General features: G+C 45.7%; 23 protein-coding genes. 5 read left to right on the top strand and 18 right to left on the bottom strand.

Features of this window, described 5'->3' with window-relative positions; all coding sequences use genetic code 11:
* Positions 1–3: 3 nt before the first annotated feature.
* The 18 genes from rpsE to rplC form a co-directional block, all read right to left on the bottom strand.
* Positions 4–525: a 30S ribosomal protein S5 gene (gene rpsE / locus ADH67_RS07130; RefSeq protein WP_066594916.1), complete on the bottom strand. Its 522-nt coding sequence runs from the start codon at positions 523–525 to the stop codon at positions 4–6.
* 9 nt (positions 526–534) lie between these two features.
* Positions 535–900 (bottom strand): 50S ribosomal protein L18, encoded by a 366-nt coding sequence (gene rplR, locus ADH67_RS07125; protein WP_066595996.1) that lies wholly within the window; start codon positions 898–900, stop codon positions 535–537.
* A gap of 20 nt (positions 901–920) precedes the next feature.
* Positions 921–1,454, bottom strand: a complete 534-nt coding sequence (gene rplF / locus ADH67_RS07120) for a 50S ribosomal protein L6 (protein WP_066594915.1) — start codon at positions 1,452–1,454, stop codon at positions 921–923.
* A 15-nt stretch (positions 1,455–1,469) separates the two neighbouring features.
* Positions 1,470–1,865, bottom strand: a complete 396-nt coding sequence (rpsH, locus tag ADH67_RS07115; RefSeq protein ID WP_066594914.1) for a 30S ribosomal protein S8 — start codon at positions 1,863–1,865, stop codon at positions 1,470–1,472.
* A gap of 16 nt (positions 1,866–1,881) precedes the next feature.
* Entirely contained in the window at positions 1,882–2,187 is a 306-nt protein-coding gene (rpsN, locus tag ADH67_RS07110; protein ID WP_066594912.1) for a 30S ribosomal protein S14, read from the bottom strand.
* Positions 2,188–2,201: 14 nt separating this feature from the next.
* Positions 2,202–2,741, bottom strand: coding sequence for a 50S ribosomal protein L5 (gene rplE, locus ADH67_RS07105; RefSeq protein WP_066594911.1), 540 nt, complete (start codon positions 2,739–2,741; stop codon positions 2,202–2,204).
* A 13-nt stretch (positions 2,742–2,754) separates the two neighbouring features.
* Positions 2,755–3,075, bottom strand: a complete 321-nt coding sequence (gene rplX, locus ADH67_RS07100; RefSeq protein WP_066594910.1) for a 50S ribosomal protein L24 — start codon at positions 3,073–3,075, stop codon at positions 2,755–2,757.
* Between the two features lie 10 nt (positions 3,076–3,085).
* Entirely contained in the window at positions 3,086–3,454 is a 369-nt protein-coding gene (gene rplN / locus ADH67_RS07095; protein WP_066594909.1) for a 50S ribosomal protein L14, read from the bottom strand.
* Positions 3,455–3,687: 233 nt separating this feature from the next.
* Positions 3,688–3,948, bottom strand: a complete 261-nt coding sequence (gene rpsQ / locus ADH67_RS07090; RefSeq protein WP_066594908.1) for a 30S ribosomal protein S17 — start codon at positions 3,946–3,948, stop codon at positions 3,688–3,690.
* Positions 3,945–4,145 carry a 50S ribosomal protein L29 gene (gene rpmC, locus ADH67_RS07085; protein WP_066594906.1) on the bottom strand — a complete coding sequence of 67 codons (201 nt, stop codon included), beginning with the start codon at positions 4,143–4,145 and terminating at the stop codon, positions 3,945–3,947. The genes rpsQ and rpmC overlap by 4 nt, the downstream gene beginning before the upstream one ends.
* Positions 4,146–4,156: 11 nt before the next feature.
* On the bottom strand, positions 4,157–4,573 hold the full coding sequence (rplP, locus tag ADH67_RS07080) for a 50S ribosomal protein L16 (protein WP_066594902.1): 417 nt from the start codon (positions 4,571–4,573) through the stop codon (positions 4,157–4,159).
* A 2-nt stretch (positions 4,574–4,575) separates the two neighbouring features.
* Positions 4,576–5,379 (bottom strand): 30S ribosomal protein S3, encoded by an 804-nt coding sequence (rpsC, locus tag ADH67_RS07075; protein WP_066594897.1) that lies wholly within the window; start codon positions 5,377–5,379, stop codon positions 4,576–4,578.
* Between the two features lie 10 nt (positions 5,380–5,389).
* Positions 5,390–5,734, bottom strand: a complete 345-nt coding sequence (rplV, locus tag ADH67_RS07070; protein WP_066594896.1) for a 50S ribosomal protein L22 — start codon at positions 5,732–5,734, stop codon at positions 5,390–5,392.
* A 5-nt stretch (positions 5,735–5,739) separates the two neighbouring features.
* Entirely contained in the window at positions 5,740–6,024 is a 285-nt protein-coding gene (gene rpsS / locus ADH67_RS07065) for a 30S ribosomal protein S19 (protein WP_066594895.1), read from the bottom strand.
* 10 nt (positions 6,025–6,034) lie between these two features.
* Entirely contained in the window at positions 6,035–6,862 is an 828-nt protein-coding gene (gene rplB, locus ADH67_RS07060) for a 50S ribosomal protein L2 (protein ID WP_066594893.1), read from the bottom strand.
* A complete protein-coding gene (rplW, locus tag ADH67_RS07055) occupies positions 6,862–7,161 on the bottom strand; it encodes a 50S ribosomal protein L23 (protein ID WP_066594891.1) in 300 nt (99 codons plus the stop codon). Before rplW ends, rplB begins: the two co-directional genes overlap by 1 nt.
* The gene (gene rplD / locus ADH67_RS07050) at positions 7,158–7,778 is read right to left on the bottom strand and encodes a 50S ribosomal protein L4 (protein WP_066594889.1); all 621 of its coding nucleotides are present in this window, start codon (positions 7,776–7,778) and stop codon (positions 7,158–7,160) included. The genes rplW and rplD overlap by 4 nt, the downstream gene beginning before the upstream one ends.
* Positions 7,779–7,789: 11 nt before the next feature.
* Positions 7,790–8,440, bottom strand: a complete 651-nt coding sequence (gene rplC, locus ADH67_RS07045; RefSeq protein ID WP_066594887.1) for a 50S ribosomal protein L3 — start codon at positions 8,438–8,440, stop codon at positions 7,790–7,792.
* A gap of 306 nt (positions 8,441–8,746) precedes the next feature.
* On the opposite strand from rplC, the gene ADH67_RS07040 reads away from it, so the two are divergent.
* From ADH67_RS07040 to ADH67_RS07020, 5 genes are all read left to right on the top strand, one after another.
* On the top strand, positions 8,747–9,790 hold the full coding sequence (locus tag ADH67_RS07040; protein ID WP_066594885.1) for an FAD:protein FMN transferase: 1,044 nt from the start codon (positions 8,747–8,749) through the stop codon (positions 9,788–9,790).
* Between the two features lie 350 nt (positions 9,791–10,140).
* Positions 10,141–11,604: an FAD-dependent oxidoreductase gene (locus ADH67_RS07035; RefSeq protein ID WP_066594883.1), complete on the top strand. Its 1,464-nt coding sequence runs from the start codon at positions 10,141–10,143 to the stop codon at positions 11,602–11,604.
* Between the two features lie 10 nt (positions 11,605–11,614).
* The gene (locus ADH67_RS07030) at positions 11,615–11,908 is read left to right on the top strand and encodes a cytochrome c3 family protein (RefSeq protein ID WP_066594881.1); all 294 of its coding nucleotides are present in this window, start codon (positions 11,615–11,617) and stop codon (positions 11,906–11,908) included.
* A gap of 54 nt (positions 11,909–11,962) precedes the next feature.
* Positions 11,963–12,763, top strand: coding sequence for an AraC family transcriptional regulator (locus ADH67_RS07025; protein WP_066594880.1), 801 nt, complete (start codon positions 11,963–11,965; stop codon positions 12,761–12,763).
* 442 nt (positions 12,764–13,205) lie between these two features.
* Entirely contained in the window at positions 13,206–14,129 is a 924-nt protein-coding gene (locus ADH67_RS07020; protein ID WP_066594879.1) for a DMT family transporter, read from the top strand.
* The last annotated feature ends 133 nt before the right edge of the window (positions 14,130–14,262 follow it).

Below are 14,262 nucleotides of genomic sequence, written 5' to 3'. Positions count from 1 at the left end.
CTCTTAACCTAACAACTCTTCAACGGTCTTGCCGCGTTTAGCAGCAATTTCGCTTGGTGTGCGAAGATGGCTGAGCGCATCTAAAGTTGCACGAACCATGTTGTATGGGTTGGATGAGCCATGAGACTTAGCAACGATGTTGCGGATACCCATTGCATCAAATACAGCACGCATCGGGCCGCCGGCGATGATACCGGTACCTTCAGGAGCCGGAAGAAGCATAACGCGAGAAGCGCCATGGTGGCCGACTACTGAGTGATGAATTGTGCCGTTCTTCAATGGAATTCTTTCCATGGAATGACGGGCTTGATCCATAGCTTTCTGTACGGATACAGGAACTTCACGAGATTTTCCTTTACCCATACCGATGCCGCCGTCTCCATCGCCAACAACTGTTAAAGCAGCAAAGCCGAGAATACGACCGCCTTTAACAACTTTGGTGACGCGGTTTACAGCAATCATTTTTTCGCGAATGCCGTCGTCCTGTTCCTCGGCTGCAGCGCCTTTAGCTGGTACTTTTGCCATTTTATTTCCTTAGAACTTGAGACCGGCTTCGCGAGCAGCTTCTGCTAACGCAGCAACACGGCCATGATAACTATAACCAGCACGGTCGAATGCACAGCTTTCGATACCGGCTTTCTTTGCCTTTTCAGCAATGCGTGTACCGATGAGCTTAGCAGCATTGACATTGCCGCCCTTTCCGCTTACACCTGCCAATTCAGCTCTTACTTCAGGTTCGAGAGTAGAGGCAGCGCACAGAACGTTCTTACCGTCGGCAGAAATAATCTGTGCGTAAATATGTAAATTTGTACGATGAACGGTTAAACGATTAACGTTCATGTGTCTGATACGTGCACGTGTTGCACGAGCACGGCGCAGACGATTTGCTTTCTTGTCGATCACTTTAAGACTCCGTACGATTATTTCTTCTTAGTTTCTTTAATGATCACATGTTCATCAGCGTAGCGAACGCCCTTGCCCTTATAAGGTTCAGGTGAACGGAATGCGCGGATTTCAGCAGCAACTTGACCGACTTGTTGCTTGTCTGCACCGTGGATCACAATTTCAGTCTGGGTCGGAGTTTCTACCTTTGTACCGGCAGGCATTTGATAGACAACCGGATGAGAGAAACCCAGTGACAGGTTGAGCTTGTCGCCCTGAGCCTGTGCACGATAACCCACACCAACAAGAAGGAGTTTCTTGGACCAGCCAACGGAAACACCCTTGTTCATGGAGTTGACCAAAGCGCGGAGTGTTCCGCTCATTGCGTTAGCTTCTTTGCTCTGATCTAATGCTTTAAAGTGGACATGACCGTCTTCAATCTTGACTTCAACGCGTGGGTCAAGCTTCTGGGTCAATGTACCTTTTGGGCCTTTGATGGTGATAACACCATTTTCAATTTTGGCTTCAACGCCTTTGGCGATTGTTACCGGAATTTTAGCTACACGAGACATTATTCCTCCTCACGATTAAGCGACGTAGCAAAGAACTTCGCCGCCAATACCGGCTTCACGTGCCTTGCGATCTGTCATAACTCCCTTTGGAGTGGAGACGATAGCAACGCCTAAACCGTTCATGACTTGTGGAATAGTCAAGTGGTTCTTGTAAACGCGGAGTCCAGGACGAGAAACGCGTTCAATGCGTTCAATAACCGGACGGCCGGCGTAATACTTCAAACCGATGTGAAGAACTGGTTTGCCTTCGTTGGCATCAACTGTGTAACCAGAGATATAACCTTCGTCTTCTAAAACTTTAGCAATTGCAACCTTCAACTTGGAAGATGGCATTGTTACTTCCGCCTTGTCCACTGTCTGACCATTGCGAATGCGGGTCAGCATGTCGGCGATCGGATCACTCATACTCATTTTGTAATCTCCTCGCTTACCAGCTGGCCTTAGTCAGGCCGGGAATGTCACCATGCATAGCTGCATCGCGAATCTTGCTTCTAGCCAAACCGAATTTACGGAATGTGCCACGTGGACGGCCTGTTAAACCGCAGCGGTTGCGCTGACGGCATGGGCTGGCATTACGTGGTAATGCTTGAAGAGCGGTGCGAGCTTCCATGCGCTCTTCCATCGAGCGGGTAGCATCGTTAATAATATCTTTAAGTTCTTTACGTTTTGCGGCGAACTTCTGTGCGCAAGCTTGGCGCTTGAGTTCACGGTTAATTAAAGCAAGCTTTGCCAATTAAATCACCTCGCTTAGTTGCGGAATGGAAACTTAAAGGCGCCTAAAAGTGCTTTGGCTTCCTTGTCAGTTTTGGCTGTTGTTGTAATGCTGATATTTAAACCACGGAGTTTGTCGATCTTGTCGTATTCAATTTCCGGGAAAATAATCTGTTCCTTCAAACCTACGTTGTAGTTGCCGCGGCCGTCGAAGGCACGTGGGCTAACACCACGGAAGTCACGAACACGCGGGAAAGCGATTGTGACTAAGCGGTCAAGGAATTCATACATACGTTCGCCGCGCAATGTAACCATGCAGCCGATCGGCATATTTTCACGAATCTTGAAGTTCGCAATAGCCTTTCTTGTTTTGGTGACAACTGGTTTTTGACCGGAGATCTTGGTCAAATCTTCAACAGCGTGATCTACAAGCTTCTTGTCAGTAACTGCATCACCGACACCCATGTTAAGAGTGATCTTGGTGATACGTGGAACTTCCATAGTGGTCTTGTAACCGAATTCTTTTGTCAAAGCCGGAACGACTTCTTCAAGGTATTTCTTCTGAAAACGAGACATTTGTTAAGACCTCTTATGCTGTTGCGCCAACTGTGGAGCCGTCACTCTTAAAGACTCGGACTTTCTTGCCGTCAACTACGTTGAAACCAACTCTGTCGCCCTTGCCAGTCTTAGGATTGACAAGCATGACGTTGGAAGCGTCGATTGGGAGTGTCTTGTCCATAATACCGCCAGCCTGACCAAGCATAGGATTCGGCTTAACGTGCTTTTTAACAATGTTGATGCCTTCTACGGTAACTTTACCGTCGTGATGCACCTGAGTCACTGTACCTTTTTTACCTTTATCGCGGCCGGTGATAACGATAACTTCATCACCTTTACGAATACGTTGCATTCTGTTCTCCTTAAAGAACTTCAGGAGCCAATGAAACGATCTTCATGAAGCGCTCAGTACGCAATTCGCGTGTAACTGGCCCGAAGATACGAGTTCCGATCGGTTCGAGTTTGTTGTTAAGCAGGACAGCTGCGTTACCGTCGAAAGAAATGGAAGAACCATCTTGGCGGCGTACGCCTTTGGCAGTTCTAACCACGACAGCACTGTAGACTTCGCCCTTCTTTACACGCCCACGGGGAGCGGCTTCTTTGACGGTCACTTTGATAATGTCGCCAATGTTTGCATAACGGCGCTTAGAGCCGCCCAACACTTTAATACACTGTACTGAACGTGCGCCGGTGTTGTCGGCTACGCTCAAATTAGATTGCATCTGAATCATGTTTTAATATTCCCAACTTATTCCAAGTTTGACAAAATGTCCTCGGATAGTATTGGTCCCGTCCGGGAGAAGAGTCCTCATCACAATTTCGCGAAGCCTTCAAAAAGGGTTGAAGGAGCTCCATTGATCTGATTCCCCAGTAAAGACCTATAGGTTTGCCTATAAATCAAAAGAGCCGCAATTATATCTAATCAAAGATATAGTTGCAAGCTCTTCTGATTTTTTGTTACAACTTAGATGATTACAGCTCTTTCGATAATCTTAGAAACTTTCCAGGATTTCGTACGAGAAATCGGGGTTGTTTCTGCGATTTCAACGATATCGCCTTCTCTCACATCGTTGTTTTCATCATGAACATGATATTTCTTGCTCTTGATGACAATTTTTCCGATCGGATGCTTGACTTTGCGTTCTACCAAAACAGTGACGGTTTTGTCCATCTTTGTGCTGGTAGCTTTACCGATCAATGTGCGTTGAAGTTTTGTTTCGCTCATTTGGAAGCTGCCTTTTGAGTCATGATGGTGCGGACACGAGCAATTTCACGACGAGTCTTTCTAATAAGACTTGTATTCTGAAGCTGCTGGTGGGACTTTTGGATGCGAAGATTGAACTGAGCTTTCAAAAGCTCTTGAAGTTCTTTCTTGAGGCCGTCCATGTCCATAGCACGTAAGTCTTTATCTTTAGCCTTCATTTACTATCTCCTTACTGGCCGATCTGGCGTGTAACGAAAATAGACTTCAAAGGCAACTTAGCAGCTGCTAAGCGGAAAGCTTCTCTAGCCAACTCTTCATCAACACCGTCTAATTCATAAATAACACGGCCCGGTTGTACCAAGGCTACCCAGTATTCCGGATTACCTTTACCGTTACCCATACGGACTTCAGCAGGTTTGCTGGAGATTGGTTTGTCCGGGAACACGCGGATCCAAACGCGACCGCCACGTTTAATGTGACGAGTAATAGCACGACGTGCTGCTTCAATCTGACGAGCTGTCAGACGACCGCGTTCTGTAACTTTCAAACCGAAAGAACCGAAGGAGACTTTAGCGCCTCTCTGAGCCAAACCGTAGTTACGGCCCTTCTGGTCTTTACGGTACTTTGTTCTATTTGGTTGAAGCATCGTTATTCACCTTCTTTAGCTGGAGCTTCGGCTGCAGCAGCAGGTTTCTGCTGACGCTGTCTGCCTTCGCTCTTTGCGCCTTCGGCGTTTTTACGGGAACGACGGCCAGCTGGTTTGGCTGGACGGCGGTTGCGACGGTCTTCACGTTCCGGAGCCGGTGCTTCTTGAACTGCATCACGGCCAAGGTTATCGCCTTTGTAGACCCAAACCTTAACGCCGATAATACCGTAAGTAGTATTGGCTTCGGAGAAACCGTAATCAATGTCAGCCTTCAAAGTATGAAGAGGAACACGGCCTTCGCGATACCATTCTGTACGGGCAATTTCAGCACCGTTCAAACGGCCGGAGGACATGATCTTGATACCTTGTGCGCCGAGACGCATTGCATTCTGCATTGCGCGCTTCATTGCACGGCGGAACATGACACGCTTTTCTAACTGCTGAGTAATACCGTCAGCAATCAACTGTGCATCCAAATCCGGGCGGCGGATTTCTTCAATGTTGATATGGACTGGAACGCCCATAATCTTCTGGATGGCAGACTTCAAAACTTCGATTTCTTCACCCTTCTTGCCGATTACCATACCCGGACGAGCAGAGTAAATAGTAATCTTGGCATTCTTAGCCGGACGTTCAATAAGGATGCGGCCGACAAAGGCGTTTTTGAGCTTTTCACCTAAGTATTCACGAACCTTCAAGTCTTCTGCTAAAGTGCGGGAAAAATCGCGGCCAGTAGCATACCAACGAGAGGTCCAGTCGTGTGTTACAGGAAGGCGGAAGCCTGTTGGATTAATTTTCTGTCCCATACGTCACCTGTTATTTCTTGACCGGAGTATCGCCAACTGTCACATAGATGTGGCAAGTCTGCTTACCGATACGTGCACCGCGGCCTTTAGCTCTAGCAGAGAAACGACGCAGAGTAGCGGCCTTTTCAACATAGATAGAAGTAACACGAAGCTCATCGATGTCAGCGCCGAAGTTATGTTCTGCGTTAGCAATAGCAGATTCCAATGCTTTACCGACAATTCCGGCAGCCTTCTTCTGTGTGAAAGAAAGAATATTTAAAGCCTTGTCAACGGGTTTGCCGCGGACAAGATCAGCAACCAAACGGCCCTTTTGTGCCGAGAGGCGAACTCCACGTACAATTGCTGTGGTTTCCATTTACATTACCTCTTAGCTGCAACAGCCTTCTTATCGGCTGCGTGGCCCTTGAAAGTACGGGTAAGAGCAAACTCGCCCAACTTATGGCCAACCATATTTTCATTAATAAATACCGGCACGTGCTGACGACCATTGTGGACAGCAATTGTTAAGCCGATGAATTCTGGGAGAATTGTCGAACGACGTGACCATGTCTTAATAGGACGTTTGTCACGGCTAGCTTGAGCAGCTTCGACCTTTCTCAGTAAGGACCCGTCTACGAACGGTCCCTTCTTAAGTGAACGAGACATTCAGGCCCCCTTACTTACGATAACGACGGGACACAATCATGTTGTCCGTACGTTTGTTATTACGAGTACGATAACCCTTGGTGAGCTGGCCCCAAGGAGTTACAGGTGCGCGACCTGTACCTGTACGACCTTCACCACCACCATGCGGGTGATCAACCGGGTTCATTACAACACCGCGGACTGTCGGACGAACACCGCGCCAACGCTTAGCACCGGCTTTACCGAGCTCACGGAGGCTGTTTTCTTCGTTGCCAACTGTACCGACTGTTGCACGGCATTCAATCAAAATGCGGCGAACTTCACCGGAACGAAGACGAATCTGAGCGTATGCACCTTCGCGAGCCAATAACTGAGCGAATGCACCGGCGCTTCTAACCATCTGAGCACCTTTGCCCGGCTTCATTTCGATGTTGTGGATTGTTGTACCAACCGGAATGTTACGTAAAGGAAGTGCGTTACCTGCTTTGATAGGAGCTTCCTGTCCGCTCATGATTTCATCGCCGGCTTTCAAGCCCTTAGGAGCGATGATGTATCTTCTTTCGCCGTCTTTGTAGAGGACGAGAGCGATATTTGCAGAGCGGTTTGGATCGTATTCAATGCGTTCAACGATAGCTGGAATACCATCTTTATCACGCTTGAAGTCGATAATTCTATAGGCCTTCTTATGACCGCCGCCTTGATGACGGACAGTGATGCGGCCGAAATTGTTTCTACCGGATCCACGGTTTTTCTTTTCAACCAATGGAGCGTACGGTTTGCCTTTGTGCAAGTCAGGGTTCACGACTTTAACTGCGTGACGACGACCTGCGGATGTTGGTTTGAGTTTGACCAGAGCCATTACTTCACCTCTTGTGCGAAGTTAATTTCCTGACCTTCGGCCAAGCAAACATAGGCTTTGCGAACATCGTTGCGCTTGCCTTCGAAACGTCCGAAGCGTTTCTGCTTACCTTTTTCGTTCAGGATGTTAACACTCTTGACATTTACTTTGAAAAGTAATTCAACAGCTGCTTTGACATCTTCCTTTGTTGCTTCGGGAACAACCTGGAAGGCATATTGATTATTCTTTTCGCCAATCATCGTGCTCTTTTCAGAGACGATGGAGCCGAGGATAACCTTGTAAAGAAAATCTTTGCTCATCCCCACATCTCCTCAAGAGTTGCAACAGCATCCTTAGTAACGATAACCTTCTTAAAGAAGATCAGTGACAGCGGATCGGCATAGCGCGGTTCGACAACCCAAATATTCTTAAGGTTGCGGCTGGCTAAATCTAAGTTAGAGCTGATTTCCTTAGTGATGATCAATGCGTTATCAACACCCATAGCTTTTAACTTGTTAGCGAAGTTCTTAGTCTTTGGTGTATCTACATCCATGCTGTCTACAACAACCAAACGGCCTTCTTCAGCAAGTCTGGAGAAAATGCAGGCCATAGCGCCGCGAACCATTTTCTTGTTGATCTTCTGAGAGAAGTTTTCGTCAGGTGTATTCGGGAAAGCTCTGCCGCCTCCACGCCAAACCGGAGAAGAAGACATACCAGCACGGGCACGGCCTGTACCTTTCTGGCGCCATGGTTTGCGTGTAGAGTGGTGTACTGCTTCACGATTCAATTGAGCACGTGTGCCAAGACGAGCATTTGCCTGATAGGCAACTACGACCTGGTGTACAAGTGCTTCGTTATATAAACGGGCAAACAAGGCATCGCTAGCCGCAAAGGTTGCGGTCTGCTGGCCCTGATCGTTCAATACTGTCAGTTCCATTAATCGCTCCTTTAAGCTTTAGCCTTGATGGCTGGACGAATAATGATTTCGCCGTTAGAAGCGCCCGGAACGGCGCCGCGAACCAAGATCAACTGACGTTCAGGATCTACGCGAGCGATAATCAAATTCTGAGTTGTGCGTTGGACGTCACCTAAGTGACCTGCCATACGCTTACCTGGGAAAACGCGGCCCGGATCTTGGCGGTTACCAATAGAACCAGGAGCATTTGTAGACACGGAGTTACCGTGGCTGGCACGGTTTGAAGAGAAATGATGACGTTTGATAGCGCCAGCAAAACCCTTACCGATTGTTGTACCAGTTACGTCAACTTTCTGACCAACTGTGAACATATCGATAGGAAGAGTTTGGCCAACTTTCATTTCGCCAATCTTGTCATCTTCAACATGGAATTCTTTGAGCATGGAACCTGCTTCAACGCCAGCTTTTGCAAACTGACCCTTGAGAGGTTTGCTCACGCGTGATGGTTTCTTAGAACCAAAAGCGACTTGAACAGCGTTATAGCCATCAGTCTCAACCGTCTTAATCTGGGTAATACGGTTGTTAGACACGTCGAGCACTGTTACTGGGACGGAAACACCTTCCTCAGTAAAGATGCGCGTCATGCCAATCTTACGACCGACTAAGCCGAGCTTCTCACTCATTGTTATCTCCACCCTGGTTACGATTGACCAGGACATTCATTGAAAAAATAATCGCCAAAAGGTTGAGGCGATCACGAAAGTGGCGATCATATTCTTTTTTTTCTTTATTTGCAAATAGCTACGTTGATTTATTAATAATTTGTCACAACCGTTTTAAATTTTCTATTGCAAAAACCAAGAAAATAGGCTAGCTGTCGAACTTTGCGACGATATCCTTTCGAAACATTTTGAATTTTGGCTTTCTTTTTCAGTGCATTCTGGTTTTTTATAATTTCGAAAGAATTCGGCAACGCTTAACAATTCACGATGAAAAAACTCCTTCTTCTATCTCTAATTCTCCTTTCTAGCAACCCTTTTGCTGCCCCCTCCGAATCGGAACAAAAGGTTTATTCCAATACGACCTGGGCAATCGGGACCATCGTCACTTCTCAGGTCAAAGCAGACTCAGAAGAGAGAGCTAACTTTTGCCATAAGCTGGTTAATGATGAAACCAGAAAACTGGAATACCTATTATCAGCTTACGATCCGGATAGTGATATTTCTAAATTGGGAAAAAATGCCGGTTCCTGGGTAGAAGTTTCTAAAGAGACGGCAGAAGTGCTCAGACTTTCTAATAAGATTTCATCCGAAACTAATGGGACCTATGATCCAACCGTTGGAGCGTTAGTGAAATTGTGGAGCGTAGATCAGGACACGCATAGGATCCCGGGTAATGAAGAAATCAAAAATGCTTTGAAAAATGTCGGTTATTCTTCCATAGAGGTAAAAACAGAAAACGGCAAAAATTACGCCAAAATTGGTCCTAATCAAGAGATAACGCTCGGAGCAATCGGAAAAGGTTATATCGCCGATAAAGTTATGGAAGTGCTTTTAAAAAACGGCTGCTCAGATTCTTTGCTTAGTTTTGGAGGAAACATTATTGGCAGCGGAACTAACGGGGAAAATCAGCCATGGAGAGTCGGTCTCCAGACCCCTGCTAAAGATCGAGGATATTATTTTGCCGTCCTTCCGGTAGATAATGCTTCCATAGTCACCTCCGGCGACTACGAAAAATTCTTTGTCCAAGACGGCGTCAAGTACCACCATCTTTTAAATCCTTTAACTGGCAAGCCTGTTCGCGCCACTCTCTCTTCTGTCACTATTTACCACAAGAACTCTGCCACTGCAGATGCGTTATGTACGGCCCTTTTTGTTATGGGTTGGGATGACGCTATCAACTATTTAAAAGAGCACCCATATTTGATGGCAGTTTTAATGGACGAAGACCACCGTAAAGTTGCATACACTAAAAATTTAGAAGGAAAGCTCCGAATTGTTGACGACTATCTTAAAGCCAGCATAATCCAATAGCTTTTTCAAAGGGTCTTATCCCAAATTTCACTCCAATTCAATCGGTCTGTCTGTCGCTCCACAGGCCGATTTTTCTAACTAATCCTGGCCGTTCTGTAATACTTATGCAAACCTAATTGTTACTTCAAACGGCAGACAATACTAATCTATCGCCACTCATTCTCTTTAGTCTCTCTCGGAAATTCGAATATCCGCCGGATAAAAAAGTCTCCCAATAATGTTTACTTCAAGACTTCCGATTACTTCCTTTGTCCGTTTAGCAATATCGGTTGTCCGATTGTCCAATTGTTTCAGTTTGCAGGCATTTCTAGAATTTTATTGTGTTCGTTAGAAATCCCCTGGAGAATACAATGAAAAGAAGAAGTTTATTTAAAGTGGCTCCTATTCTTATGGCTGCCGGTGGCCTTCCGACCTTGGCCCGTGCACAAGCCACATCCTCTCAGAACGAATGGGACGTTGTAGTAGTTGGTGCAGGTTTTGCCGGTCTTTGTGCAGCCTTAGAGGCTGCTGAAAAAGGCGCAAAAGTTGTCCTTATTGAAAAAATGAACCGTCCTGACGGTACTACCATCTACTCCTCCGGATGGATTGCTTGTGTTGGCAGCAAATTCCAAAAGGATCATCCGGATTCAAAAGAAGCCTTTTTCAATGACATGATGAAGCTATCGGGATACCGCAGTGATCCAGAATGCATAAAAGTTTACGCAGAAGAGGCAGGTGACGGAGTAGATTGGCTAGCCAGTCACGGTACCCCGTTCTATCTTTGGGAGAACCTTCCGGCCCCCGAACTTTCCCGCTGCCTTATCTCACCGGGAGATGGAATCACCGGCGGCTCCCAATTAGTTCGCTGTGTCTTAAAAGCATTAGAAAAGAAAGGTGTGCCAATTCACTACAACACCAAAGCTATCGAATTAATTACCGATGATTTATTAAATGTGAAAGGCGTAGTGTGCCTGACAAAAGATAAAAGAGTTGAGTATTTGGCCAAAGGCGGAGTCATTCTCACCACGGGAGGCTACGCTGCAAATCAAGCCATGGTCACTCAGTTCATCGGTCCGTGGGCATCTCGATTAGTTTTGCGCGGTTCTCCCTGGATTACAGGAGAGAACATCACAATGACTCAAAAAGTCATGGCCAAATTAGTAAATCTGGATCAATTCTATGCTGGCCCTATGACGCCGACCGGAAAAGCGAACCCTTCTCCATTGATGCATGCTGGATACGGAATCCAAGTTAACAGTCAAGGGAAACGATTTGTGGAAGAAACCTGGCTGCAGGTGCCAAAAGCCAAAGCAATTGCTGAAAGAACTCCTGACAATATCTCCTATATGTTGATCGGACAGGACGCCGATAAGAATTCAAACATTCTGACGAACACTCTGACACGTTTCCGTCGCCTCGGTTACGAAGTTCCATCAGGAAATACCATTGAAGAAGTTGCGAAAAAGGCCGGCGTTCCGGTTAACAATCTTTTGGCGACTGTTAAAGAATTTAACGCCGCTGTCAAAAAAGGTAAGTGCAAGGAGCTTGTCCCGCCTTATTCCTATGACGAACCCCATGCACTGGAAACTGGGCCTTATTACATGATTCCGGCAGCCGGCGGCATTGCCAGCACTTTTGGCGGTCCAAAAATTAACGGAAAAGCCGAAGTAGTAAACACAGAAAATCGTACTATCCCCGGACTCTACGCAGCAGGTGCTGCCGCAGGCGGAGTATGGTATCAAGATGACATTGGCGGAAACCAATTAGGCGGGTGCATGGTTTTCGGACGCGTAGCAGGAAGAAACGCCGCTCTCAGAGCAAAAGAACAAAACTAAGGAGTAAAAAATGCGAAAAAATTTAGTTCTTCTCTTAGGTTCTCTTTTGATCGCTTTGCCGGCTATGGCTCAAGATTCTTTCCTAGCAGATAAGCACGTGACGAAGAGTGTTAATTGTACTGCCTGTCATGAAACACAAGCTCCCAAACAAGGTGCCGAAGTCTCTTCTGGAAAATGCGTCCAATGCCATGGAACTTTAGAAAATTTAGCGGCAAAAACAAAAGACAAAAAACTTGATCCTGATCCTCATTACAATCACTTAGTTAATACGGATTGCCAAGAATGCCATAGAGGACATGAGTAAAGTAAAAACGTTTGTGCCAATTGCCACAACTTAAAGTACAAGGTTCCCTAAACTATGACAAAGCCTTTTCCTGCAAAATGGCCAAAAGAGTTTGATCCAAATTCTTCCTCTATCTCTGCCGAATCTTTCTTAATTGAGCAGATGACGGAGGAAGCTTCTCCTCCGAAGCTGCATCGGCACACCACTGGACAGCTCAGTATAACTTTAAATGGCCATGCAGGAATTGTGCTTCAAGAAGGATATTGGGGAGTTCCGGTTGCTTGCGCTGCATGGTGTCCAGCCGGAACTTATCATTGCGGAGTTCTCAGCTCAAATGCGCAAGTCCTTTTTGCACACTTTGATCCCAAATTTTCTTTATTACTACCAAATGTACCTCAGAGACTCGTGTTGAACTCCATGACTTTGGAAATGCTTAAGCACGTATCTCAGAAAAAATTAAAGTACGGCGACTCCAACCATTCAAGCAAACTCTGGGAGGTTATAGTCCAGGAACTCTCTCTATCTACTGTACTGCCAAAAATCTTTGCGCCTCTTCCTTTAAATCCCGAACTTCGTCGTTTAACCGAACAATTTATCTCGGATGCCGACTGTCGGAACAAAACGGCCACCGATGTCGCAAAAGCCTTGAATATCTCCGAAAGAACGTTGAGGAGGAGACTTCTTGAAAATACTGGATTAACTTTCGCAGAGTGGCTCGTCCAAATCAAATTATGGGTTGGAATAAGCGAATTAAGAAAAGGGAAAAGTGTTGAAGAAGCAGCCTACGAAGCAGGTTTTCTGAATCCTTCTTCATTCATTGTTGCTTTCAAGAAAGTTTTTGGAACCACGCCCAGTTATTTCAAACGGAACGTTTGAAGTTAAATTTTCTGCAAACTATCAGAGACAGTCTTCATCTTTGATCTTTACCAGACTACTAGATAAAAAATTTCAAATCCTTCTGAGCTCCTGCTAGGCAGTGCTTTCAGTTGGATCTGGAGCAAATTTTCTTCCAAACATCTTTATGTAAACGTCATCTTCGGTCCAGATCGTTTTACTGACCTACAAGAAAATAATTTCTCAATCCTTTCAAAGGCACGCCAGTCAGCGTCTCCAACAATATCAAGAGAACTTTTTCTTCCAAACATTAAGACCTGCTGCATCGTTTCAACGCTCAGGCTTTTTTCCTCAATACGATGATCTAATGCGGATTAGGAATCACAAATAGTTTCACTACTGTACTGCCCGTAATACTTATTCTCTAATGAGTTACCTTTTATCCAGCTTTTAAAATCCCAGAAGATTTGAATAAGCAGACAGCATGAATATCAGAACTATAGGCTTAGTCCTCGGTGTAGCCTCCGGCATATTGTGGGGCTTGATGGATATTGCCTCTCAATTTCTTCTTCACAACTGTCAAATGGAGCCGCCCGCATTCATTTCTTTAACAATGATTATTACCTCAGCGGTACTAATTTTCTATTGTCTGACTACCAGACCTCAGAAGTTTTTTGTTCCGCTCCGCTCAATACACAGTTCTTTTTCCCTCATAGTATTTGGCTGCCTTATTCTTGGCACTGAAGTTGCTTTTTTCTCCTGTGTAAAGGGGACCAACGCTGCGACAGCAGCAGTTCTTGCCTCAAATCGTCCATTCTTTATCATGCTGCTTCTTTGTTTTCTTGGCTCTAAGCCAACAATCAAACAATTCTTATGCAGCGTAATGGCGGTTACCGGAATAGCTTTACTTGTCACTAAAGGAAACTTTTCCAGCCTGTCGTTTAATGCAGTCGAGACTCTTGTCGGATTGGGTGCCCCGCTTTTTAGCGCTTGCTATACCTTGCAGTCCCGAAATCTTATAGAGCGTTTTGACCCAGTTGTTGTTATGGCGTGGGCAATGACGATAGCCACTATCTTAGCTAACGGCTATGTGCCTTTTTGGAGCGTCCGGTTGGAATGGACGACTTTGTCCATATTAGCGATTTTGTGCGTCAGTGTCGTAGGTCATATCTTGGCCTATCTCTGTTATCTGCTGAGCGCTTGCAAAATTAATCCTACTGTAACCGGTGTTCTTGAAACAGTTGAACCTTTAACGACTGTAATCCTCTCTTACCTTCTCTTTAAGATTGCTTTGGATAGAGCAATGGTAGGAGGAGCCATTTTAATCTTGCTTGCAGTAAGTATTCTTGGTCTAACACGTCACAGAAAATCTGCTATTGATGCCTCAGCAATGAATTCCAAGCATTAGATGCTACGTAAGGTTCCCATGACTGTGATGAATATTTTCTAGCGAAGGTGAAAAATTGGCTTATTGAACAACCGAGAGGAGTTTTACATGAGCCAAGCCGACTACGTTCTTTCCTTTCCATCCGTTACAGTGG

The organism is Turicimonas muris (assembly GCF_002221595.1).
In the GTDB taxonomy this organism is placed as follows: Bacteria; Pseudomonadota; Gammaproteobacteria; order Burkholderiales; family Burkholderiaceae_F; genus Turicimonas; species Turicimonas muris.
Note: the sequence above shows the minus strand (reverse complement) of the source record. Positions and strands in the feature narration are given on the sequence as shown.